The organism is Actinoplanes oblitus, from assembly GCF_030252345.1.
Classification (GTDB): Bacteria; Actinomycetota; Actinomycetes; order Mycobacteriales; family Micromonosporaceae; genus Actinoplanes; species Actinoplanes oblitus.
Genome location: NZ_CP126980.1, coordinates 8,081,672 through 8,102,745, shown reverse-complemented (window position 1 = coordinate 8,102,745; position 21,074 = coordinate 8,081,672). Strand labels below are relative to the sequence as shown.

The 21,074-nt window shown below is 70.7% G+C and carries 21 protein-coding genes and 1 riboswitch; of the genes, 13 read left to right on the top strand and 8 right to left on the bottom strand.

From position 1 onward, the window contains the following. Window positions 1–6 precede the first annotated feature (6 nt). The gene (locus tag Actob_RS35990) at window positions 7–354 is read right to left on the bottom strand and encodes an MmcQ/YjbR family DNA-binding protein (RefSeq protein WP_284916410.1); all 348 of its coding nucleotides are present in this window, start codon (window positions 352–354) and stop codon (window positions 7–9) included. 38 nt (window positions 355–392) lie between these two features. After that, window positions 393–521, bottom strand: coding sequence for a hypothetical protein (locus tag Actob_RS35985; protein WP_284916409.1), 129 nt, complete (start codon window positions 519–521; stop codon window positions 393–395). Window positions 522–1,230: 709 nt separating this feature from the next. Here Actob_RS35985 and Actob_RS35980 point away from each other — a divergent pair. After that, on the top strand, window positions 1,231–1,503 hold the full coding sequence (locus Actob_RS35980; protein ID WP_284916408.1) for a hypothetical protein: 273 nt from the start codon (window positions 1,231–1,233) through the stop codon (window positions 1,501–1,503). Between the two features lie 167 nt (window positions 1,504–1,670). On the opposite strand, the gene Actob_RS35975 is transcribed toward Actob_RS35980, so the two are convergent. Continuing rightward, window positions 1,671–1,862 (bottom strand): response regulator transcription factor, encoded by a 192-nt coding sequence (locus tag Actob_RS35975; RefSeq protein ID WP_284916407.1) that lies wholly within the window; start codon window positions 1,860–1,862, stop codon window positions 1,671–1,673. A 167-nt stretch (window positions 1,863–2,029) separates the two neighbouring features. On the opposite strand from Actob_RS35975, the gene Actob_RS35970 reads away from it, so the two are divergent. From Actob_RS35970 to Actob_RS35955, 4 genes are all read left to right on the top strand, one after another. Further along, complete coding sequence (locus Actob_RS35970) at window positions 2,030–2,278, top strand: SCO4226 family nickel-binding protein (RefSeq protein WP_185037153.1); 249 nt, start codon at window positions 2,030–2,032, stop codon at window positions 2,276–2,278. 168 nt (window positions 2,279–2,446) lie between these two features. Continuing rightward, entirely contained in the window at window positions 2,447–2,983 is a 537-nt protein-coding gene (locus Actob_RS35965) for an ArsR/SmtB family transcription factor (protein WP_284916406.1), read from the top strand. Continuing rightward, entirely contained in the window at window positions 2,983–4,221 is a 1,239-nt protein-coding gene (locus Actob_RS35960; RefSeq protein ID WP_284916405.1) for an MFS transporter, read from the top strand. Before Actob_RS35965 ends, Actob_RS35960 begins: the two co-directional genes overlap by 1 nt. 43 nt (window positions 4,222–4,264) lie before the next feature. Further along, a complete protein-coding gene (locus Actob_RS35955) occupies window positions 4,265–5,518 on the top strand; it encodes an ABC transporter substrate-binding protein (RefSeq protein ID WP_284916404.1) in 1,254 nt (417 codons plus the stop codon). Between the two features lie 43 nt (window positions 5,519–5,561). Here the strand turns inward: Actob_RS35955 and Actob_RS35950 are convergent, their stop codons facing one another. Then, window positions 5,562–6,194 carry a TIGR03086 family metal-binding protein gene (locus Actob_RS35950; RefSeq protein ID WP_284916402.1) on the bottom strand — a complete coding sequence of 211 codons (633 nt, stop codon included), beginning with the start codon at window positions 6,192–6,194 and terminating at the stop codon, window positions 5,562–5,564. A gap of 110 nt (window positions 6,195–6,304) precedes the next feature. On the opposite strand from Actob_RS35950, the gene Actob_RS35945 reads away from it, so the two are divergent. Continuing rightward, window positions 6,305–6,733 carry a MarR family winged helix-turn-helix transcriptional regulator gene (locus Actob_RS35945; protein ID WP_284916401.1) on the top strand — a complete coding sequence of 143 codons (429 nt, stop codon included), beginning with the start codon at window positions 6,305–6,307 and terminating at the stop codon, window positions 6,731–6,733. 15 nt (window positions 6,734–6,748) lie between these two features. Here the strand turns inward: Actob_RS35945 and rnhA are convergent, their stop codons facing one another. Continuing rightward, a complete protein-coding gene (rnhA, locus tag Actob_RS35940; protein ID WP_284916400.1) occupies window positions 6,749–7,216 on the bottom strand; it encodes a ribonuclease HI in 468 nt (155 codons plus the stop codon). Window positions 7,217–7,416: 200 nt separating this feature from the next. Here rnhA and Actob_RS35935 point away from each other — a divergent pair, with 200 nt between their 5' ends. From Actob_RS35935 to Actob_RS35905, 7 genes are all read left to right on the top strand, one after another. After that, window positions 7,417–8,331 carry an ABC transporter ATP-binding protein gene (locus Actob_RS35935; protein ID WP_284916399.1) on the top strand — a complete coding sequence of 305 codons (915 nt, stop codon included), beginning with the start codon at window positions 7,417–7,419 and terminating at the stop codon, window positions 8,329–8,331. Continuing rightward, a complete protein-coding gene (locus tag Actob_RS35930; protein WP_284916398.1) occupies window positions 8,328–9,089 on the top strand; it encodes an ABC transporter permease in 762 nt (253 codons plus the stop codon). Before Actob_RS35935 ends, Actob_RS35930 begins: the two co-directional genes overlap by 4 nt. A gap of 86 nt (window positions 9,090–9,175) precedes the next feature. Next, entirely contained in the window at window positions 9,176–10,012 is an 837-nt protein-coding gene (locus Actob_RS35925) for an ABC transporter ATP-binding protein (protein ID WP_284916396.1), read from the top strand. Next, window positions 10,009–10,827: an ABC transporter permease gene (locus Actob_RS35920; protein ID WP_284916395.1), complete on the top strand. Its 819-nt coding sequence runs from the start codon at window positions 10,009–10,011 to the stop codon at window positions 10,825–10,827. Before Actob_RS35925 ends, Actob_RS35920 begins: the two co-directional genes overlap by 4 nt. Next, the gene (locus Actob_RS35915; protein WP_284916394.1) at window positions 10,824–11,963 is read left to right on the top strand and encodes a sensor histidine kinase; all 1,140 of its coding nucleotides are present in this window, start codon (window positions 10,824–10,826) and stop codon (window positions 11,961–11,963) included. Before Actob_RS35920 ends, Actob_RS35915 begins: the two co-directional genes overlap by 4 nt. A gap of 101 nt (window positions 11,964–12,064) precedes the next feature. Continuing rightward, window positions 12,065–12,682, top strand: coding sequence for a response regulator (locus tag Actob_RS35910; protein WP_284916393.1), 618 nt, complete (start codon window positions 12,065–12,067; stop codon window positions 12,680–12,682). Window positions 12,683–13,100: 418 nt separating this feature from the next. Next, window positions 13,101–13,179: riboswitch (cyclic di-GMP riboswitch) on the top strand. A 420-nt stretch (window positions 13,180–13,599) separates the two neighbouring features. After that, window positions 13,600–16,569, top strand: coding sequence for a Calx-beta domain-containing protein (locus Actob_RS35905; protein WP_284916391.1), 2,970 nt, complete (start codon window positions 13,600–13,602; stop codon window positions 16,567–16,569). A gap of 57 nt (window positions 16,570–16,626) precedes the next feature. On the opposite strand, the gene Actob_RS35900 is transcribed toward Actob_RS35905, so the two are convergent. The 3 genes from Actob_RS35900 to Actob_RS35890 are packed head-to-tail and all read right to left on the bottom strand — an operon-like array spanning window position 16,627 to window position 21,003. Beyond that, window positions 16,627–18,600, bottom strand: coding sequence for an ABC transporter ATP-binding protein (locus tag Actob_RS35900; protein WP_284916390.1), 1,974 nt, complete (start codon window positions 18,598–18,600; stop codon window positions 16,627–16,629). Window positions 18,601–18,655: 55 nt separating this feature from the next. After that, window positions 18,656–20,392, bottom strand: a complete 1,737-nt coding sequence (locus tag Actob_RS35895) for an ABC transporter ATP-binding protein (RefSeq protein WP_284916389.1) — start codon at window positions 20,390–20,392, stop codon at window positions 18,656–18,658. Then, window positions 20,386–21,003: a TetR/AcrR family transcriptional regulator gene (locus Actob_RS35890; protein WP_284916388.1), complete on the bottom strand. Its 618-nt coding sequence runs from the start codon at window positions 21,001–21,003 to the stop codon at window positions 20,386–20,388. The genes Actob_RS35895 and Actob_RS35890 overlap by 7 nt, the downstream gene beginning before the upstream one ends. Window positions 21,004–21,074: the final 71 nt, after the last annotated feature.

Sequence of the window (21,074 nt, the reverse complement as noted above, 5' to 3'; positions counted from 1 at the left end):
GTGGCGTCAGGCCAGGCGTGGGAGGTATGCGGTCCACACCTTTTTCGGGACGACCATGCGCCAGGCGTCCAGCACCAGCTCGGTCATCTCCGCCTCGTCGAGCTGGTCGAGGCGGGCCACGACCCAGTTGAAGCGCATGTCGGACTCGCGGGGGAGCTGGAATTTCGACGGGTCGGCGGCGACCAGGCCGGCGCGCTCCTCCTTGGGGAAGCCGAAGCCCATCGTCGTCTCGTCGCGGGAGAACGCGACATAGACGATCCTGCCCACGCGGAATTTCACTCTGTCCCGGATCAGGTGCTCCTCGCTGCGCGGCAGATCCCGGGCGACCCGCCGCACGTCATCGACGGTGACCATGCCCGGAAACCTAGACCCGGGGTACGACAGAAATCCGCTCACAGACCCCGGGGCCGTGGAACCGGCGGGCGGCCGCCGGACTCCGGTGGCGCGCCCTGCACCTTCGCCCGGGCCACCCGATCGGCCGGGAGCTTGTAGGTCGCCGCCTGCACCAGCTCCTCCGGCACACCATGCCGCCCCGAGCCATCCGCCCCGGTCCGCGACCCGGCCTCAGTTCCGGTGTCCGGCCCGATCTCAGACCCAGCCTGCGGCCCGGTGCCCAGCCCGGTTCCCGGTCCAGCCGCCAGGTCGATTCGCGACCCATGCTGCGGCTCCGTCTCCAACCCGGTCTGTGGTCCGGTCTCCGGGCCGGTTCGCGGCCCGTGCGGGCCGGTCTCCGGGCCGGTCCGCTGCCCGGTCTCCAGTCCGGTCGGCAGCCCCGTCCGCGGCCCGGTTTCCAGCGTGGGCTCCGAGGCGGTCTCCGCGCAGTGCCGGGGCCGCGGAGCCCCGGGAACGGATTCCGGCTCCGGGAGCGCCGGCCAGTGCGGATCCGGCAGTGCCGAGTAACGAACCCCGCCCACCGCCTGCGGCTCGGGAAGGCCCGGCACGACGTGCGGCGCCGGAGCCGGGAAGCCGACCGCCGGAATCGTCGCCGGATTCCCTCCCCGGCGCTGCCGGGGAGTCGATTCGGGCACCACCGCACCCGGCTGGAGAGCTGCCGCAGGAGCGTGCGCGGGGCCGCTGAGGGGTGAAGGGACCGCGGTGGAGGGGTGCGCGGGGGAGACGCCACTGAGAGGTGAAGGAACCGCACTGGGAGAGGGGAACGGCGCCGGCGGGGCGGGGACCGCGGCGGAAGGCGAGTGCGGGGCGGGGACCGCGGCGGAAGGCGAGTGCGCCATGGGGACCACGGTGGCGGGGACGGGCGGCGCGGTGACCGGTGGCACGGTGACCGGGGTAGCGGGGACCGGCGGCGCGGGGACCGCTGCGGAGGAGACCGGCGAGGGCACCGCGGCGGAAGGGACGGGCGCCGCGGCCTCACCCGATCGGGACACCACCGCCGACGCCCGGACCGCCCCCCGCCGCCGCGGCCCGGCCACCCGGGCCGCCAGGCTGAACGCCCGGCGAGCCGCCTGGTCGTACCCGTCCCGATACGCCTCTTCCCGCTCGTAACCGCTGGCCCGGCGCTCGTGCCACCGCCCCACCGCATACCCGACGCAGCCCACGAACACACTGAGCAGGGCGAGCAGAATGACGGTGTTACCCGGAGCGGTCATGTGCGTATTGTGCCGATCAAGATAGACCGTGAGCTATGGCCCGTTTGACGTACCCCGATCGAATTAACTGGAAGCCTCAACCGTTGCGAGCCACCCGGCGATCCGGGTGCGGCGGCTGACGCCCGGCTTCGTGCGGATGTGCTCGACGTGGGCCGCCACCGTCCGCGGCGAGATGATCAGCTCTCCGGCGATCTCCCGGCCGGTACGCCCGGAGGCCACCAGCCGCGCCATTTCCAGCTCGCGCGCGGTCAGCACCGCGGACCCCGCGAAGTCGCGTCCGACGAGGACCGGACTGCTGTGCGGCACAGCGGAACTTCAGGAGCGGGAACCCCGCTTCCTAGGTGTTATGGCCGATGTCCGACGGCGCCGGCCGGAGCACGCTGAGCGGGTCGATTTTCGCCGCACTGCGAGGAGACATGGCGATGGCGAAGTTCATGGACGTCCACGACGGATTCTTCGGGGTCACCCCGGAGCAGCTGAGTGCGGCGCACGACGCCGACCTCAAGATCGAGGGCGAGGAGGGCGTGCACTTCGAACGCGCCTGGCTCGACCCGGAGAGCGGCAAGGTGTTCTGCCTGAGCACCGGACCCAGCAAGGAGGCCGTGATGCGCGTGCACGAGCGCGCCGGCCACCCCACCACCCAGGTCTTCGAGCTGACCGCCGAGGTCTGAGTGGGTGGTCGGGGCGCGGGTTCGCGTGGGGGCCGGCCCGCGCCCCGGCTCCGTCGTTTCCAGATCAAAACCGATTTACGGTACGCCCGGAGCCGTCCCGCCCGTGGTCGCCGGCGAACTTAGTAAATAGCTGTTGCGCAACAGTTCTTTACTTTGCATGCTGGAGGCATGGCTGAGATTCGCGACGAGGCCGTCCTCAAGGCGGTCGCCCACCCGTTACGCCGCCGCCTGCTGGACAACCTGCGTGTCGACGGCCCCTCGACGCCGAGCGCGCTGGCCCGGGCCACCGGCCAGGCGGTCGCCAACGTCAGTCACCACCTGCGCGTGCTCGCCGACGCCGGTCTCATCGAGGAGGCCCCCGAGCTGGCCCGCAACCGCAAGGAGCACTGGTGGCGGATGGGCGACCCGCGCCTGTCCTGGGATCCGGCCGACTTCTCGCCCGAGGTCGCCGACGCCGCCGACGCGATCGGCCTGCAGCGCCAGATCGACCTGATCCACACCTGGCTGGGCAGCCCCGCGTCACGCACCGAGCCCTGGGTGCACAGCGCGATCGCCGCCGACTTCTGGCTGCGGCTGTCCCCGGAGGAGCTGGCCGAGCTGGGCGCCGAGCTGGAGGCCGTGGTCCTGAAGTACCGGGGTCGCCCGGAGCGGGCCGACCGCGTGCCGGTCTTCCTGATGAGTCGCGGCTTCCCGGCGAGGCCGTGATGACCGGCATCCTCGCCGATCCGGATTTCCGCCGGCTGTGGGGCGGGCTCACCGTCAGCAAGCTGGGCACCTCGGTGGCCGGCGTGGTGACCCCGCTGCTCGCGGTGCGGGTGCTGGACGCCGGCGCCCTCACGGTCAGCCTGCTCACCGCGGCCGCCTGGCTGCCCTGGCTGCTGATCGGCCTGCCGGCCGGCGCCTGGGTGGACCGGATGGCCAAGCGCCCGGTCCTGCTGGCCTGCGACGCGGCCAGCGCGCTGCTGGTGGCGAGCGTCCCGGTGACCGCCTGGCTGGGCCACCTCACGGTCGCCCACCTGCTCGTGGTCGCCCTGCTCACCGGGGTGGCGTCGGTGTTCTTCGAGGTCGCGCACACCGGTTACGTGCCGGCCATGTTCGCCGCCGGCGACCTGGTCCGGGCGAACGCGCTGACCCACGGCAGCGACTCGGCGGCGCAGATCGCCGGGCCGGCGCTGGGCGGGGCGCTCGCCGCGTTCGCCGGGGCCGTCACCGGCCTGGTCGTCGACGCGGCCAGCTTCGCCGTCTCGTTCCTCGGGCTGGCGCTGATCCGCCGCCCGGAGCGCCCGGTCGCGCACCGGCCGCGGCGGCATCTGGCCCACGAGATCCGGGCCGGTGTCAGCTGGCTGTTGCGCGACCCCTACCTGCGCAATCTGATGGCGCACGGTGCCGTGGCCAATCTCGCGCTGACCGGGTACACCGCGCTGACAGTGGTCTTCCTGATCCGTGACGTGGGCGTCGGCACCGGGACGGTGGGGCTGCTGGTGTCCGCGTCCGGCCTGGGTGGCGTCGCCGCCGCGGGCGCGGCGCCGCTGCTGATCCGCCGGTTCGGCGCCGCCCGCGCGATGGTCGCCTGCAAGGCCGCGACCGGGGTGGCCGCGCTGCTGATCCCGTTCGCCGGTCCGGGGCTCGGGCTGATCCCGTTCGTCGCCGGGACCGTGCTGGTGGGCGGGTTCGTGGTCGCCGGGAACGTGATAGCGGGCAGCTTCCGGCAGGCGTACGTGCCGGCCGAGCTGCTCGGGCGGGTGCTGACCGCGATGCAGTTCGTGAACCTGGGGACGATCCCGGTCGGTGCGGTGCTCGGCGGGATGCTGGCTACCGCGTACGGAAATCGGACGGCAGTCGCCGTGATGACGGTGACCTATGCGCTGACCGGCCTGATCGTGATCTGCGGGCCGTTCCGGGCCCGCCGGGAGTTGCCGGAGCCGGTATCGGCGAGGCAGTGATGGAGTGCGGCGCTTTGGCCCGTTCGGTAATAGTCTGAGCGGCATGCGCATGGTGGCCGTTCTCGCTGTGGCAGCGTTGCTGGGCGTCTCGGCCTGCGGATCGGGCGGAGACGACGAGCCGCCCGGGCCGGGCACCGTGGAGGTGTTCACCTGGTGGGCCGAGGGCGGGGAGAAGGCCGGACTGGACGCGCTGGTCGCCCGGTTCGCCGCGGACTGCCCGGGCCAGCGCTTCGAGAACGGCGCGGTGGCCGGTGGCGCCGGGGTCAACGCCAAGCAGGAGCTGACCCGGCGGATCGCCCGCCGGGACCCGCCGGACACGTTCCAGGCGCACGCCGGCGCCGAGCTGACCGATTACATCGACGCCGGCCAGGTGCAGGACCTGACCGCCTACTACGACGCGTGGGGGCTGCGGGCCGCGTTCCCCGCCGGCCTGGTCGACGACCTCACGGTCCACGGGAAGATCTATTCGGTCCCGGCCAACATCCACCGCGCCAACGTCGTCTGGACCAATCCGGCGGTGCTGGCCCGGGCGGGTCTCGCCGCCACCCCGCCGAAGGATCTGCGCGCCTTCCTGGGCGACCTGGCGAAACTGCGGGCGGCGGGTGTCGAGGCGCCGCTGGCCCTCGGCCGGGACTGGACCCAGCTGATGCTGCTGGAGGCGGTCCTGATCAGCGACCTGGGCGCCGGTGGGTTCGCCGGCCTGTTCACCGGCGAGACCGCCTGGACCGGCGCCCCGGTGACCCGGGCGGTCGGCGACTTCGCCCGCCTGCTGAGCTTCGGCAACGCGGACCGCGACAGCCTCGACTGGCCGCAGGCCGAGCGGCTGCTGATCGACGGCAAGGCCGGTTACCAGCTGATGGGCGACTGGGAGGCGGCCGACCTGGCGGCCAAGGGCCTCGCGGGGTACGGCTGGTTCACCTTCCCCGGTAACGGCGGCACGTTCCAGTGGCTCGCCGACGCGTTCACGATGGCCACCGGCACGCTGAACCTGACCGGCACCGAGTGCTGGCTCAAGACCGTGGGCTCGGCCGCCGGCCAGCGCGACTTCAACGCCGCCAAGGGCTCGATCCCGGCGCGGACCGACGTGCCGTCCACCGGGTTCTCCCCCTACCAGCAGTCCGCGATGGCCGACTGGAAGTCCGCCACTCAGGTTCCGTCGTGTGCCCACGGGTCGGCCTGCTCCCAGCCCTGGCAGAACGCGATAAACGCCGCCCTCACCGCGTACGCCACCCGCCGCGACACCCGGGCGCTGCAGGCCGACCTGGCCCTGGCCGCCGACCAGTTCATCCGCCGTTAGGCCGGGGTTGCCGAGTCCGGCCGGGTGCCAGCCGTGCTCCCGGTCACGCCGCGGCCCGGCCGGGCTCCGGAACGCGGCCCGGTCCGGGGCGGCGGCCGAGGAGCAGCAGGATCTCGGTGAGCGGATCGGTGCCGGGCGGGACCGGGTGGGCCGGGGCGAAGGCGGCGCCGGGGGCCAGGCGGTTCGCGTCGTCCGGAACGGCCCGGGCGATCGGGAGGGTGGCGGCCAGGATCTCCGGGGCCGGCTGGTAGGGCAGGCCCAGGGAACGCGCGACATCCCAGCCGTGGACCACGTAGTCGACCAGGTGGAAGGCGAGCGCCAGGCGGCCGGGGAAGGGGCGGTCGGTGCCGAACTCGGGGAGGACGAACGGGCGGTCCAGGACGCCGGGTTCGGCGAAGGCCGCCAGGACGTCGGTGACGGCGTCGGCGTACCGGGAGGGGAAGTCGGTGCCGAGCGGCGCCGGCACCCAGCAGGTCTCGTCGGCACCGCGGCCGCGGGCCGCCGCGGCGAAGCCGTGGTGCTGGACGGTCATGTGGGACAGCAGGGCGGCCAGGTCCCAGCCGGCGCACGGGGTGGGTTTCGCCAGGTCGGCCGGGGTGGCCCGGGCGACCAGGCCGACGGTGGCGCGGACCGCCGCGGCGTGGAGCGGGCGGAGGTCCTCGGTAATCATATGCATATGCCTACGATCTGCTTCCGCTTATGATTAGTCAAGGGGACGACCGGGCCGGGTGAGCCGGTGGGAGGCGGCGCGGCGGTGCGGGCCGGTGGGCGTGACAAGCTGCGCTGGTGGAGCGGGACGATCTCGGGACGATGGTGGGGCGGCTGGGCCGGCGGCTGATCGCTATGGAGCAGCCGATCCTGGCGCGGCATGGGGTGACGATGTGGGGCTACGTCGTGCTGAGCGCGCTGGCCGGCGGGTCGGTGCGGACGCAGGCGGCGCTGGCGGCGAGCATCGGCGCGGACAAGACGCGGCTCATCCCGATCCTCGACGACCTGCAGGAACGTGCGCTCATCGAGCGGGAGCCGGATCCGGCCGACCGGCGGGTGCGGCTGCTCGGGCTCAGCGAGCCGGGCCGGGCGCTGCACCGGGCGGTGCGGGCGGAGATCCGGTCGGCCGAGGACGCGCTGCTGGGCGACCTGCCGGCAGCCGATCGGGAGGCGTTCCTGCGCACGCTCGCCGCGCTCGCGCGGCGCGCGCCGGCCGGGGACGGCTGACGAGGCCGCGGCGAGTCAGAGGCCGGCGGCGGCGAGGGCTTCCTGCAGGCCCCGGGCGGCCAGGCGGTCGGCGCGCTCGTTCTCCGGGTGGCCGGCGTGGCCCTTCACCCAGTGCCAGCGGACCTCGTGCCTGCCGACCGCGGCGTCCAGGCGCTGCCACAGGTCGACGTTCTTGACCGGCTGGCGGGCCGCGGTCCGCCAGCCGTTGGCGCGCCAGCCGCGGATCCACTTGGTGATGCCGTCGCGGACGTAGACGCTGTCGGTGTAGATGTCGACGACCAGCGGTGCCCGGTTCAGCGTCTCCAGGGCGCGGATCGGGGCGGTCAGCTCCATCCGGTTGTTGGTGGTCGGGGTGGCCTCGCCGCCGCACAGGTCCTTCTCCGCGGTGCCCCAGCGCAGTACCGCGCCCCAGCCGCCGGGGCCGGGATTGGGCACGCAGGCGCCGTCGGTGTAGATCTCCACGACCCGGGTCTGGTCCGCCATGCCGGGAACCCTACCGGCCGCGAGTAGGAGCGGAACGGCCCGCGGGAGGAGGCGGCGCCGTGGTGGCGGCGGGAGGCTCGGTGCCAGGGGTGGGCAGTGAGGGAGACCATCCCGGGCCTGCCCCGGACCGGGACCCGGGAAAGCCGCCGTATGGTGGCCGGAGGCGGATCGGATGGGCGGAACTCATGGTGGGTGGCGACGTGGCCGCGGTTGAGGTACGAGACGTCGTGGTGCGTTACGGCGACACGACGGCCGTCGACGGGGTGTCGCTCAGCGCCCCGCGCGGGCGGGTGCTCGCCCTGCTCGGGCACAACGGCGCCGGCAAGACCAGCCTGCTGCAGGTTTGCGAGGGCTTCCGGAAACCGGACGCCGGCACCGCCCGGATCCTCGGGATGGACCCGGTCGCCGAGCACGACGCGCTGATGCCGCGCCTGGGCATCATGCTGCAGTCCGGCGGCGTCTACCCGTGGGCCGCGGCCGGTGAGATCCTGCGCCTGTTCGCCTCCTTCGCGGCGAATCCGCTGGACCCCGAGATGCTGCTGGACCGTCTCGGGCTGCGGAGATTCGAGAAGACCCGGTTCCGCCGGCTCTCCGGTGGCGAGCAGCAGCGGCTCAGCCTCGCTGTCGCCCTGGTCGGCCGTCCGGAGCTGGTCTTCCTCGACGAGCCGACGGCCGGCATGGACACCGAGGCCCGGCACACCACCTGGCAGCTGATCGAGGAGCTGCGCGCCGACGGCGTCTCCGTCCTGCTCACCACGCACCTGCTGGACGAGGCCGAGCGTCTCGCCGACGACGTGGTGATCATGCGATCCGGCCGGGTGGCCGCCACCGGCACGCCCGCCGAGCTGACCGCCGCGGCCGGCATCGACCTGCTCGAGGTCCGTGCCGATCCGGGGCTGGACCTGGCCGGGCTGGCGGCCCGGCACGAGGTCACCGAGACCTCGCCGGGGGAGTACGCGATCACCGGCGCGCTGGACACCCGGGCCCTCGCCGACGTGCTCGGCTGGTTCGCCGCCGCGGAGGCGCAGGTGACGGCGGTGAGCAGCCGCCGCCGCACCCTCGAGGACGTCTACCTCTCCCTGACCTCGCAGAACACCGTTGGAGTCGCCAAATGAGCGCCGGAACCTTCACGCCGGCGCCCGGCCGGGCCCCGATGCGTACCATCCTCGGCAAGCAGATCCGGATGGAGCTGCTGCTCACCGCCCGCCGCGGCGAGGCGGTGGTGCTGGCCATGGGCGTACCGTTGCTGGTCCTGCTCGGCGCGGGTCTGACGCATGCCACCAACCTGCCCACCGACGACCGGCTGGGTTTCGTGGTGCCCGGGGTGCTCGCGCTGACCGTGATGTCCACCGCGTTCACCGGCCAGGCGATCACCACCGGTTACGAGCGCGGTTACGGCGTGCTGAAAAGGCTCGGCGCCTCCCCGCTCACCCGCCCCGGCCTGCTGCTCGCCAAGACCGCGGCGGTCCTGGTGCAGATCGTGCTCCAGGTGCTCTTCCTGGGACTGGTCGGTGTGCTGGTCGGCTGGCGGCCGGAGCTGGGCGAGATCCTGCCGGCCGCCGGGGTGACGGTGCTGGCCGCGGCCGGCTACAGCGGGCTCGCGCTGCTGCTGGCCAGCGTGCTCAAGCCGGAGACGACGACCGGCGCGGCCACCCTGATCTACGTGCTGATGCTCTCGGCCGGCGGGATCATGTTCGCCGCACCGGACCTGGGCACGGCCGGCTGGTTCCTGCTGCCGCTCGCCGCGCACGCCGAGGCGCTGCGGGACACCCTGCTGAACGGTGGCAGCATCCCGCTCTCGATCTGGCTGGCGCTGGGCCTTTGGGCGGTGGTCTGGCTGACCGCCGCCGCCCGGAATTTCCGGTGGGAGTAGAAAAGGCTGTCCATCGACCGGTGGACAACCGGTGACAGCCGCGCGGTCGTCGCGCCGGGGCAGCCCGGGCGGCGACGATCGTCGGCATGGAAGCCATCGAGGTAACCGGTCTACGGAAGACCTACAGGGACAAGGAAGCCGTCGCGGGCATCGACCTCGTCGTCGCCCGCGGTGAGATCTTCGCGCTGCTCGGCCCGAACGGCGCCGGCAAGACCACGAGCGTCGAGATCCTGGAGGGCCACCGGCGCCGTACCTCCGGCGACGTCCGGGTGCTCGGCGAGGACCCGGGCAGTGCCGGGCGGGCCTGGCGGACCCGGATCGGCATCGTGCTGCAGGACGCCAACGACGCCGCCGACCTGACCGTCACCGAGATGGTCCGGCACGTGGCTGGCTTCTACCCCGAGCCGCGCCCGGCCGACGAGGTGATCGAGCTGGTCGGCCTGACGGCCAAGAAGAGCAGCAAGATCCGTACGCTCTCCGGTGGCCAGCGGCGTCGCGTGGACGTGGCGCTGGGCATCGTCGGGCGGCCCGAGCTGCTCTTCCTGGACGAGCCGACCACCGGTTTCGACCCGGAGGCGCGCCGGCAGTTCTGGGAGCTGATCCGCACCCTGGCCGGCGACGGCACCACGATCCTGCTCACCACGCACTACCTGGACGAGGCGGAGGCGCTCGCCGACCGGCTGGCGGTGCTCGCCGACGGCCGGATCGTCGCCGAGGGCACCCCGGCCACGCTCGGCGGACGGGCGGCGGCGGGTGCCAAGGTGTCCTGGCAGGAGGGCGGGCGTACCCGTACCGAACAGCACACCGATCCCAGCGACCTGATCCGCAAGCTGGTCGCCGACGGCATCGACCTGCGCACCCTGACGATCACCCGGCCCACCCTCGAGGACACCTACCTGACCCTGATCGGAGCCAACCGATGACCGCCACCAGCCCCGTCCGGAGTGCGGGCACCGCCTCGATGAGCCTGGCCCGCGGCCACGTGGAGCTCCTGCAGTTCCTCCGCGACCGCACCTCGGTGATCTTCACCTTCCTCTTCCCGGCGATGCTCCTGCTGCTGTTCGGCACCATCTTCGGCGACTCCTACGAGGACACCGGGGTGAGCGCCAGCCAGGTCTACGCGGCCAGCATGATCGCGTACGGCATCCTCACCACCGGGTTCGTCACGATGGGCGCGGGCCTGGCGATGGACCGGGAGGACGGTACGCTCAAGCGCCTCCGTGGCACCCCGCTGCCGATCGTGTCGTACCTGGTCGGCAAGCTCCTGCTGGTCCTGGTCCTGGCGGTGTCCGAGGCGGCGCTGCTGATCCTGGTCGGGCGGCTGGTCTTCGACATGCCGCTGCCGGACGCCGCCCACTGGGCCACCTTCGCCTGGCTCTTCGTGCTGTCGGTGACCGCCTGCACGCTGCTCGGCATCGCGGTCAGCGCGATCGTCAGGCACGCCCGCAGCGCCGGCGCGATCCTCAACGTCCCGGTGGTGTTCCTCCAGTTCATCTCCGGTGTCTTCATCACCCCGATCACCGTGCTGCCGTCCTGGCTGATCACCGTTGCCTCGTTCTTCCCGATCAAGTGGATGGCGCAGGGCTTCCGGTACGTCTTCCTGCCGGACAGCATGAAGCGGTTCGAGGTGACCGGGTCCTGGGAGCTGGGCCGGATCGCGATGGTGCTCGGCGCCTGGTGTGTGATCGGATTGGTGCTGTGCCTGGTGACCTTCCGGTGGAGCGACAAAGACCGATGACCCAGCGGGAGGCCGTCCACAGTGATTACACACTGTGGTGGGATATCTACTTCGCGGTGATCGCGGTCGTCGTCTCGATCGTGGTCACCGTGGCGAGTGCGCCGCCGGCCCGCCGGGTCACCGCCGTCGCCGCCCTGACCGCGATGGCCCTGGTGCACATCGCGGTGGGGCGCCGGATGATCCGGCTGCGGGCCGACGAGGGTCCGTCGATCGTCACGCTGTTCGTCCAGATCACCCTGTTCGCGGTGGCCATCGTCGCGATGCCGTCGGCCACCTGGATGCTCTTCGCCGTCATCCCGTTGATCTTCCAGATGGCCCCGCTGAAGGTCGCGATCGGCGCGGTGATCCTGGTCAACGCGGTGCCGGTGATCGCCGATGTGCTTCTCGGCACCGGCGATGTGCGGACCGACCTGGCGATCGCCGGCGTCTCGGCGGCCTCCGGCATCTGGCTTGGCCTGTGGATCGTCCGGGTGATCCAGCAGAGCACCGAGCGGGCCAACCTGATCGCCGAGCTGGAAGCGAGCCGCGCCGAGGTGGAGCGACTCTCCCACGAGGCCGGGGTCACCGCCGAGCGCACCCGGCTGGCCGGCGAGATCCACGACACCCTGGCCCAGGGGTTCACCAGCATCATCACGCTGATCCAGGCGGCCGATCCGGAGCTGCGCGACGAGCGCCTCGAACTCGCGGTGCGCACCGCGCGGGAGAACCTGGCCGAGAGCCGGGCCATCGTCGCCGCCCTGTCACCGTCCGCTCTGGCGAGCGGTCTGCTTGATTCGGTACGCCGCCAGGCCGCCCGATTCACCGAGGAGACCGGCGTCACCGCCCATTTCCGGACCACCGGGGAGCCGCGTGACCTGCCGACGGCGGTCGAGGTGGTGCTGCTGCGGGCGGCTCAGGAGTCGTTGACGAACGTGCGCCGGCACGCCAAGGCGAACGAGGTGGCAGTGCTGCTCGCGTATGCGCCGGCGTCGGTGCGGGTGGTGGTGCGCGACGACGGCGTCGGCTTCGACCCCGCGGCGAGCGGCGGTTTCGGGCTGCCCGGGATGCGCGCCCGCGCCGAGCAGGTGGGCGGCACCCTTACCGTCCGCAGCGACCCCGACACCGGTACCACCGTCGAACTGGAGGTCCCCGCGTGATCCGTCCCGCCCGTCTTCCGGAGGTGTCCGCGTGATCCGTCCCGCCCGTCTTCCGGAGGTCTCCGCATGATGCGTCCTGCCCGTCTTCCGGAGGTCTCCGCGTGATCCGGATCCTGCTGGTCGACGATCATCCGGTGGTGCGGATGGGGTTGCGCGGCATGCTGGACGCCGAGCCGGACCTCACCGTGATCGGCGAGGCCTCCGACGGCGCCGAGGGCGCCGAGCTGGCGCTGCGCGAGCGCCCCGACATCGTGTTGATGGACCTGCGGATGCCCGGTGCCGACGGCGTCGAGGCGACCGGCCGGATCCTCGCCGCCGACCGGGACATCAGGGTGATGGTCCTGACCACCTACGAGTCCGACCGGGACATCCTGCGGGCCATCGAGGCCGGCGCCAGCGGATACCTGCTCAAGGACGCGTCCCCGGCCGAGCTGGCCGACGCCGTCCGGGCTGCCGCGCGCGGTGAGACGGTACTCGCCCCGAGCGTCGCGTCGATGCTGGTCCGCCAGGTCCGCAGTCCCGCCCCGCCGGCGCTCTCCGCCCGCGAGACCGAGGTCCTGAAGCTGGTCTCCGCCGGCCTCACCAACGCCGACATCGGCAAGCGCCTCTTCATCTCGGAAGCCACCGTCAAGACCCACCTGCTCCGGGTCTTCAACAAGCTCGACGTCGCCGACCGCACCGCCGCCGTGACCACCGCGATGCGCCACGGTCTGCTGTGACCGGCTGGTCCGCACGGTGGTCTCGAAGGCCTTCGAGACCACCGTGCGGACCAGCCGTGTGCGCACTTCCTCACGCGCGGTGATCGCCCTCAGGGCATCAGGCCGTGGCGTCCGGAAGGTTTCCGTCGCGTGCCGCATCGGACAACGGGGCGCTACGGCTGATCGATGAACGCGGGAACGCGGTGAATGCCGGATAACCCCTTGATCGAGGCAATTTCGGCGCCTCGGATCCGGAGTCCGGGACGGTCAAGCACGCCTCTCCGTGTTGTGAAGGTTTCTCCGCCGGAAAAAGGCGTTCCGCCAAAAAGAGGCCGATATGCCGGTTAGATTACGGATGGCTCCGCCTCACGTGGATCTTGGTCCCGTGTCTGCGCTGCTGAGGGCCGGTATGGCCGGTACCCCGACCGCCCAAGGTGCGGTACCCGAAAGGCAACCTCGTCCCGTGACGAGGACGCAAAGCCAGGGGCCTCCCCGCTGGAGGTTGCCCAGCCGCCGAAGGAGACAGGAAGAGAATGCGTCATCGACCCATCCAAACGGCGCCGCATGAGCGAGTGCCTTTCACGTTCTGGGGACGACCGCGGATCCGGACAGTCCTCGCCACCGTGGCCGCCACTGCGGCTGGCCTCATCCCTGTCGTGTTCGTGGGAGCGCCCGCCTATGCCGCAGCCGCCGACAACCTTACTGTCAGTGATGCTGGCACGTGGGAGGGTGGCAAGATCAGCTTCACGTTCAAGTACACCGGTGCCGTGTCGGCGACCTTCACGCTTACCGGAAGCTCCGGTACTCCAGGTTCGCGTGCCGCAGGCGGTGCCAGCCTGAACTCTGACGGAAGCGTCGACTACGTCAACACTCCGTTGACTGGCGGCCTCACCTTCCCGGCCTCGAGCGTCGCCAATCCGAGTACGCAGACGATCACGTTGACGACCGGCGCTGACGCTGACACCACTGATGAGACCTTCACGCTCACCGCCTCGAACACGGGTGGCACCGCGCTCAACGGCAGCACCGGTGACGCCAGCACCAAGACGGTGGAAGGCACGATCTGGGCCACCAGCACCAATGACGTCGCGCTGTCCGGCGCCACCACCGTGTCCGAGAACGCCGGTACGGTGACCATCACGGCCACCTCGACGAATCCTCAGCCGCACGACGTCATCGTGCCGTTGAAGACGGCCGACGTGGGTACCTCCTCGCACGGCGCGGGTGGCGACTACACCAACTACATGGCCAGGTCGTCGGGCGGTGACTTCCGGGACTACACGGCGCTCGCCACGGACGCGGTGATCACCATTCCGGCCAACCAGACGACCGGTTCGACCACCGTCTCGATCAACGACGACGCCGCTGACGAGACGGCCACCCAGTACTTCAAGGTGGCGGCCGACACCGGTGGCACCCGGGCGGTCCTCGGCGGCGCGATGGTCTCCGGTCAGGACTCGGTCGAGATCGGCATCACCGACAACGACGCGACGCCGACGCTGAGCATCGCCGACTCCGCGTCGGCAACCGAGGGCGCCCGCTTGCTCTTCCCGGTCTCGCTCTCCGGGGCGTCGGAGAAGGACACCACCTTCACCTTCGCCACCTCCGACACGCCGGCGGGCAGCATTCCGGCCGCGACGGGTGCGGGAGACACCTCAGCCGACTACCAGACCGTCAACGGCACGAAAACCATCCCCCAGTATTCCAAGCTGATCAACATTCCGGTGTCGACCTATGCGAACCCGACGACGACCTGGGAAGGGCCGGAGAACGTCAAGGCCACGATCAGCGGAGCCAGTGCGAACGTCACACTCGGGACCAAGACCACGGCGAACGGCACCATCACGGACGCGGAGGCCGGCAAGACCATCCAGTACAGCACCGCGGACACGTTCAACAACTCGACGCGGAGCTGGACCGAGGGAAACAGCGGCTGGGTCGACAAGAAGATCTACGTCAAATTCCTGGCCTCGTCCACGTATCCGGCGACGCTGAACTACACCTTCACGGACGACACCGCGACGAACGGCACCGACTACATCGGCAAGGCCGGCTCGATCACGCTGCCGGCCAGCAGCACCGACCCGATCGCGATTCCGGTCAGCATCAACGGCGACCGCGTGGCTGAGGCGAACGAGACCTTCAAGCTGTCGGTCACCAGCACCAGCGGGGTCGCCGACCCGGCAACGCTCGGTGACATCACCTTCACCATCAACGACGACCCTGACGCCGCGCCGACCTGGACCACCGAGGACGTCAAGGTTCAGGAGGGCAACTCCGGCACCACGGTCGCCCGTGTCCCGGTGAAACTGAACGCACCGGCTCCGGCGGACGCGACGTTCACCGCCGTCATCACGCCGGGGACCGCCGTCGACGCCACGTCGACCACCGGCACCAATGACTACGACCCGCCCGCTACGGGCAGTGCGACGGTCAACGCCGGCAGCACTGTCGGTTACCTCGAGGTGCCGATCAACGGCGACGAGATCTACGAGCGGGACGAGACGTTCACCATCGCGTTCACCTCGCCCGGGTCGACGTACGCCACGACCGACCCGGACAACACGGTGGACACGGCCAAGGTGACCATCGGCAACGACGACGCACAGCCGAAGTTCACCTTCTCGCAGAGCAGCGTCACCGAGGGCGGAACGGTCGGGGTGGCCGGCACCGTCGTCGGGGTGTCCCAGTACACGTACCACATCGGCTTCACCGTGGGCGGTGGCGCTACCAACCCGGCCACCACGGGTACCGACTTCACCGTTCCGGCCACTCTGGCGGCGACCGACATCGAGGTCCGTGCCGGTGAATCGGGTCTGATCACGGCGGCCGGCAAGTTCGCCGCGATGCCCGGTGGCTACACGTCGCTGCCGGTGGTCTCGGTGCTGGACGACACCATCGACGAGCCGACCGAGAACATCACCATCACCGCGAACGAGATCTCGACGAACCTCACCGGGTTCGCCACGTCCTCGGTCAACGTGAAGGTGATCGACGACCCGCTCGACCTTCCGCCGGCGGTGTCGATCGCCGACGTGTCGGTGAACGAGTCGGCTGGTACGGCCGAGGTCCCGGTCGACCTGACCTTCACCGGTGAGGCGACCTCGACCACGCAGGATGTCACCATCCCGTACTACACCGCGGATGGCTCGGCCAAGGCCGGCCAGGACTACAAGCTGACCAAGGGCACGCTGACGGTCCCGCCGGGCACCATGAAGACCAGCATCAAGATCCCGCTGATCGACGACCACATGATGGAGGGCGACGAGGCCTTCTCGGTCCGGGTCGGTTCGCCGGGTCCGCTGGGCGCCTCGGTCATCAGCGGCGACTCGACGGTCACGATCAAGAACGACGACAAGTCGAACCCGGTCACGCCGACGCTGTCCGCCTCCGGGCCGGCCAAGGGCGCGGGTGCGATCACGCTGACCGGTAAGGCCGCGCCGAACACGGCGGTCGAGATCTGGGCTTCGGCCCTGCCGGCGACAGACCCGGCGAAGATGGCCCTCTGGCAGCAGGTCAAGTCCGACGGCAGCGGCAGCTTCAAGTTCACCACCAAGTCGCTGGACCAGGGTTACGCGTTCGTCGCCCGGTCCGAGGACATCAACTCGGCGGTCCGGACGGTCAAGCTGACCCAGAGCCCGGCGCTGACCCTCGGCACCACCAAGGGCAAGCTGAGCGTGACCGTGTACGGCAACCCGAAGGCCGCCGGCCAGACGGTCACCGTCCAGCGCCTCGTCGGCAAGAAGTGGACCACCATCGCCTCCGGCAAGACGACCTCGACCGGCTTCCGCAAGAGCGTCTCGATCAAGTCGAAGACGAAGGTCTCGGTGCGTGCCCTGGTCTCCGGCAACAGCAGCACGGGCATCGCGTCCGGCTACTCGGCCACCAAGACCATCACCATCAAGTAAGCACCACCTGACCCGAAACGACGGGGGCGGCCTGACGGCCGCCCCCGTTGCGTTCAGTCAGTCCACCTCGGCGACGGCCTGGGCGAACTGGGCGGAGTAGAGACGGGCGTACGCCCCGTCCGCCTCGATCAGCTGGTCGTGCGTGCCCTGCTCGACGATCGAGCCGTTCTCCATCACCAGGATCACGTCGGCGTCGCGGATCGTCGACAGCCGGTGGGCGATGACGAAGCTGGTCCGGCCGGTACGCAGCGTGCTCATCGCCCGCTGGATCAGCACCTCGGTACGGGTGTCGACCGAGCTGGTCGCCTCGTCCAGGATGAGGATGCTGGGCTCGGCCAGGAACGCCCGGGCGATCGTGATCAGCTGCTTCTGCCCGGCACTGACGTTCGACCCCTCCTCGTCGATGGTCGTCTCGTAGCCCTCCGGAAGCATCCGGACGAAGCCGTCGACGTGGGCCGCCTCGGCAGCCCGGACGACCGCCGCCTCGTCGAAGGAGTCCGCCCCGTACGCCAGGTTCTCCGCGATCGTCCCGCCGAACAGCCAGGTGTCCTGCAGCACCATCCCGATCTGCTCGCGCAGCTGCTCCCGGGGCATCGTGGCGATGTCCACCCCGTCCAGGGTGATCCGCCCACCGGTCACGTCGTAGAACCGCATCAGCAGGTTGACCAGGGTGGTCTTGCCCGCCCCGGTCGGCCCGACGATCGCCACGGTCTGGCCCGGCTCCACCGACAGCGACAGGTTCTCGATCAGCGGCTTGTCCGGGGTGTAGCGGAACGACACGTTCTCGAAGGAGATCCGGCCGCGCACCGCGGGCATCGCCACGGCGGCCGGCTCGGGGGACTGCTCGGTCGCGTCGAGCAGGGCGAACACCCGCTCCGCCGAGGCCACCCCGGACTGCACCAGGTTCGCCATGCTGGCCACCTGGGTGAGCGGCTGGCTGAACTGCCGGCTGTACTGGATGAACGCCTGCACGTCACCGAGCGACAGCGACCCGGACGCCACCCGCAGGCCGCCGACCACCGCCACCAGCACGTAGTTCACGTTGCTGATGAACATCATGGCCGGCTGGATCAGGCCGGAGATGAACTGGGCGCGGAAGCTGGACGCGTACAGCTTGTCGTTGTGCTCCCGGAAGGCCTGCTCCGCCTCGTGCTGCCGGCCGAAGACCTTGACCAGCGTGTGCCCGGTGAACATCTCCTCGATGTGCCCGTTGAGCTGGCCGGTGGTCTTCCACTGGGCGACGAACTGCGGCTGTGCCCGCTTGCCGATCGCCTTGGTCAGGAAGAACGACACCGGGATGGTGACCAGCGCGATGAGCGCCAGCAACGGCGAGATCCAGAACATCATCCCGAGCACCCCGACCACCGTCAGCAGCGCCGTGGTCAGCTGCGCGAACGTCTGCTGCAGGGTCTGCGCGATGTTGTCGGTGTCGTTGGTGGCCCGGCTCAGCACCTCACCGCGCGGCTGCTTGTCGAAGTACGACAGCGGCAGCCGGGCCAGTTTCGCCTCGACCTGGTTGCGCAGGTCGTAGACGGCGGTCTGCACCACCCGCGCGGTGAGCCGGCCCTGGCACACGCCGAACACCCAGGCGAACAGGTAGACCACGGCCACCCAGGCGAGCACCCGCATCAGCCGGTCGAAGTCGATGCCCTGGCCCGGGATCACGTCGTGCATCGCCGCGAGCATGTCGGCGACCTTGCCCTGACCCTGCTGGCGCAGCCCCTCGACGGCCTGCTCCTTGGTGGCGCCGGGCGGCAGCGACTGGCCGAGCATCTTGCCGACCACGCCCTCGAAGATCACGTCGGTGGCCTTGCCGAGCAGTCGCGGCCCGAGCACCGACAGGAAGACCGAGACCACGCCGAACGCGAGCACCAGCCCGACCAGCGCGCGCTGCGGCTTCAGCATGCCGAGCAGCCGCTTGGTGGAGCCCTTGAAGTCCTCCAGTTTCTCCGGCGGTCCGCCGGCCATCATCATCCGGGCGGCCGGCGGGCCGCCGGCCGGCCCCATCGGGCGGCGGTCGGGTGCGGTCATGCCGGGCCCCCGATCGTGAGCTTCGCCGGCCCCTGCCGCGCCGCGCTGCGGTCGATCACGCGTTGGCCTCCTGCTCGGTGAGCTGAGAAAGAACAATTTCCCGGTACGTCGGGTTGCCGTCCATCAATTCCTCGTGCGTCCCGGTCCCGACGACCCTGCCGTCGTCCAGCACGACGATCCGGTCGGCGTCCCGGATGGTGCTGACCCGTTGCGCCACGATCACCACCGTCGCGTCGGCGATGTGCTCGGTCAGCGCCGCTCGCAACGCCGCGTCGGTGGCGTAGTCGAGCGCCGAGAACGAGTCGTCGAAGAGATAGATCTCCGGCCGGTGCACCAGCGCGCGGGCGATCGCCAGCCGCTGCCGCTGCCCGCCGGAGACGTTGGTGCCGCCCTGCGCGATGGGCGCGTCCAGCTGTCCCTCCATCCGCTCGACGAACTCCCGGCCCTGGGCGATCTCCAGCGCCGTCCAGAGCTCCTCGTCGGTGGCGTCCGGGTTGCCGTAGCGCAGGTTGGAGGCGACCGTGCCGGTGAACAGGTACGGCCGCTGCGGCACGATCCCGACGATCCGCGACAGCAGGGCCGGGTCGAGCTCGCGCACGTCCACCCCGTCCACCAGCACCGAGCCCTCGGTCACGTCGAAGAGCCGGGGGACCAGGTTGAGCAGCGTGGTCTTGCCGCTGCCGGTGGACCCGATGATCGCGGTGACCTCCCGGGGGCGGGCGATCAGGCGTACGTCGGAGAGCACGGCGGCCTCGGCCCCCGGATAGCGGAAGCTGACATCGCGCAGTTCCAACTCGCCGTGCCGGGTCACCTCGGTGACCGGCGCCGTGGGCGGCGTCACCGAGGAGTCGGTGGTGACCACCTCCTGGATCCGCTCGGCACACACCTCGGCGCGCGGGATCATGATGAACATGAAGGTGGCCATCATGATCGACATCAGGATCTGCATGAGGTAGCTGAGGAACGCGGTGAGCGCGCCGACCTGCATCGCCTGGTCGTCGATCCGGTGGCCGCCGAACCAGAGCACCGCCACGCTGGACAGGTTCACGATCAGCAGGACGGTCGGGAACATCAGCGCCATGATCTTGCCGGCCTTCAGCGAGACCTGGGTCAGGTCGTCGTTGGCCACCTCGTAACGGGCCCGCTCGCGGTCGTCGCGGACGAACGCGCGGATCACCCGGATGCCGGTGATCTGCTCGCGCATCACCTGGTTCACCCGGTCGAGCTTGACCTGCAGGCCGCGGAAGAGCGGCCGCATCCGGCTGATGATCAGGGCGACCACGGCGATCAGGATCGGGATGATCACCAGCAGCAGCGAGGAGAGCGGCACGTCCTGGCGCAGCGCCAGCACGATCCCGCCGACGCACATGATCGGTGCGGAGACCATCAGCGTGAAGGTGAGCAACACCAGCATCTGGATCTGCTGCACGTCGTTGGTGGTCCGGGTGATCAGCGACGGCGCGCCGAACTGGCCCACCTCGCGTGCGGAGAACCGCTGCACCCGGGTGAAGATCGAGTCACGCACGTCACGGCCGACGGCCATCGCGGTACGCGCGCCGAAGTACACCGCCACGATCTGCGCGGCGATCTGCAGCACGGTGATGCCGAGCATCCCGCCGCCGACCCGCATCACGTAACCGGTGTCCCCGGTGATCACGCCCTTGTCGATGATGTCGGCGTTCAGAGTGGGCAGATAGAGCGTTGCGAGCGTCTGCAGGAACTGGAAGAGCACGATCAGGCCGATCGTGTTCCAGTACGGCCGCAGGTGCACGCGAAGCAGTTTGATCAGCACTTCGCTTGCTCCCCCGAGTTGGGTAGAAGGATGCCGTCGAGCAGCAGGGATGCCAGTTCGGCGCCGTGGAACGCCTCCCCCTCGCCGAACGGTCCGAACGTGTTGGCGCCGCAGTAGAGCAGCAGCAGCCGGGCGGCCTCGGCCGGGGTGATCCGCAGCCGGTCCGCGTCCGGCTCCAGCACCGCGGTGACCGCGGCCAGCAGCTTCCCGCGGGTCGAGGTCATCTGATGCTGGGCATCCGGGCCGCACTCGCCGGCGATGAAGAGACGGCGGGCCGCGTGCATCAGGCCCGCGTTGGACTCGAACCGGGCGTGCACGATCTCGGCCGCCGCACGCAGCCGATCCCGCAGGCCGGCCGAGCGGTCGATGGCGGCCAGTGCGGCCAGGACCGGTTCCGGGTCGAGCGCCTTGACGACCGAGCAGACCACCAGCTCGTTCTTGTTCTGAAAGACGCCGAAGATGGTGCCCTCGGCGACCCCGGCGGCGTGCGCGATCTGCCGGGTGCTCACCTCGGTGCCGTGCTCGTGCAGCAGCGGGATGGTCGCCGCGATGAGCGCGGCCCGCCTCTCGTCCGGCGCCAGGGCCGGCTGTCGTCTGCGTCGGGATTCCACGCCGCCCACCCTAATGAGCGAGCGCTCACTCATCCACTGAATATTGCCGGCGGAGTGCCGTCGAACCTGGA

Coding starts and splice junctions, on each gene's coding strand:
- rnhA (WP_284916400.1), bottom strand. CDS start 7,216: ATGGCGGACCAGACCCGGGTCGTGGAGATCTACACCGACGGCGCCTGC.
- Actob_RS35915 (WP_284916394.1), top strand. CDS start 10,824: ATGACCCAGCGGGAGGCCGTCCACAGTGATTACACACTGTGGTGGGAT.
- Actob_RS35960 (WP_284916405.1), top strand. CDS start 2,983: ATGACCGGCATCCTCGCCGATCCGGATTTCCGCCGGCTGTGGGGCGGG.
- Actob_RS35990 (WP_284916410.1), bottom strand. CDS start 354: ATGGTCACCGTCGATGACGTGCGGCGGGTCGCCCGGGATCTGCCGCGC.
- Actob_RS35930 (WP_284916398.1), top strand. CDS start 8,328: ATGAGCGCCGGAACCTTCACGCCGGCGCCCGGCCGGGCCCCGATGCGT.
- Actob_RS35900 (WP_284916390.1), bottom strand. CDS start 18,600: ATGACCGCACCCGACCGCCGCCCGATGGGGCCGGCCGGCGGCCCGCCG.
- Actob_RS35955 (WP_284916404.1), top strand. CDS start 4,265: ATGCGCATGGTGGCCGTTCTCGCTGTGGCAGCGTTGCTGGGCGTCTCG.
- Actob_RS35950 (WP_284916402.1), bottom strand. CDS start 6,194: ATGCATATGATTACCGAGGACCTCCGCCCGCTCCACGCCGCGGCGGTC.
- Actob_RS35980 (WP_284916408.1), top strand. CDS start 1,231: ATGGGGACCACGGTGGCGGGGACGGGCGGCGCGGTGACCGGTGGCACG.
- Actob_RS35965 (WP_284916406.1), top strand. CDS start 2,447: ATGGCTGAGATTCGCGACGAGGCCGTCCTCAAGGCGGTCGCCCACCCG.
- Actob_RS35920 (WP_284916395.1), top strand. CDS start 10,009: ATGACCGCCACCAGCCCCGTCCGGAGTGCGGGCACCGCCTCGATGAGC.
- Actob_RS35925 (WP_284916396.1), top strand. CDS start 9,176: ATGGAAGCCATCGAGGTAACCGGTCTACGGAAGACCTACAGGGACAAG.
- Actob_RS35970 (WP_185037153.1), top strand. CDS start 2,030: ATGGCGAAGTTCATGGACGTCCACGACGGATTCTTCGGGGTCACCCCG.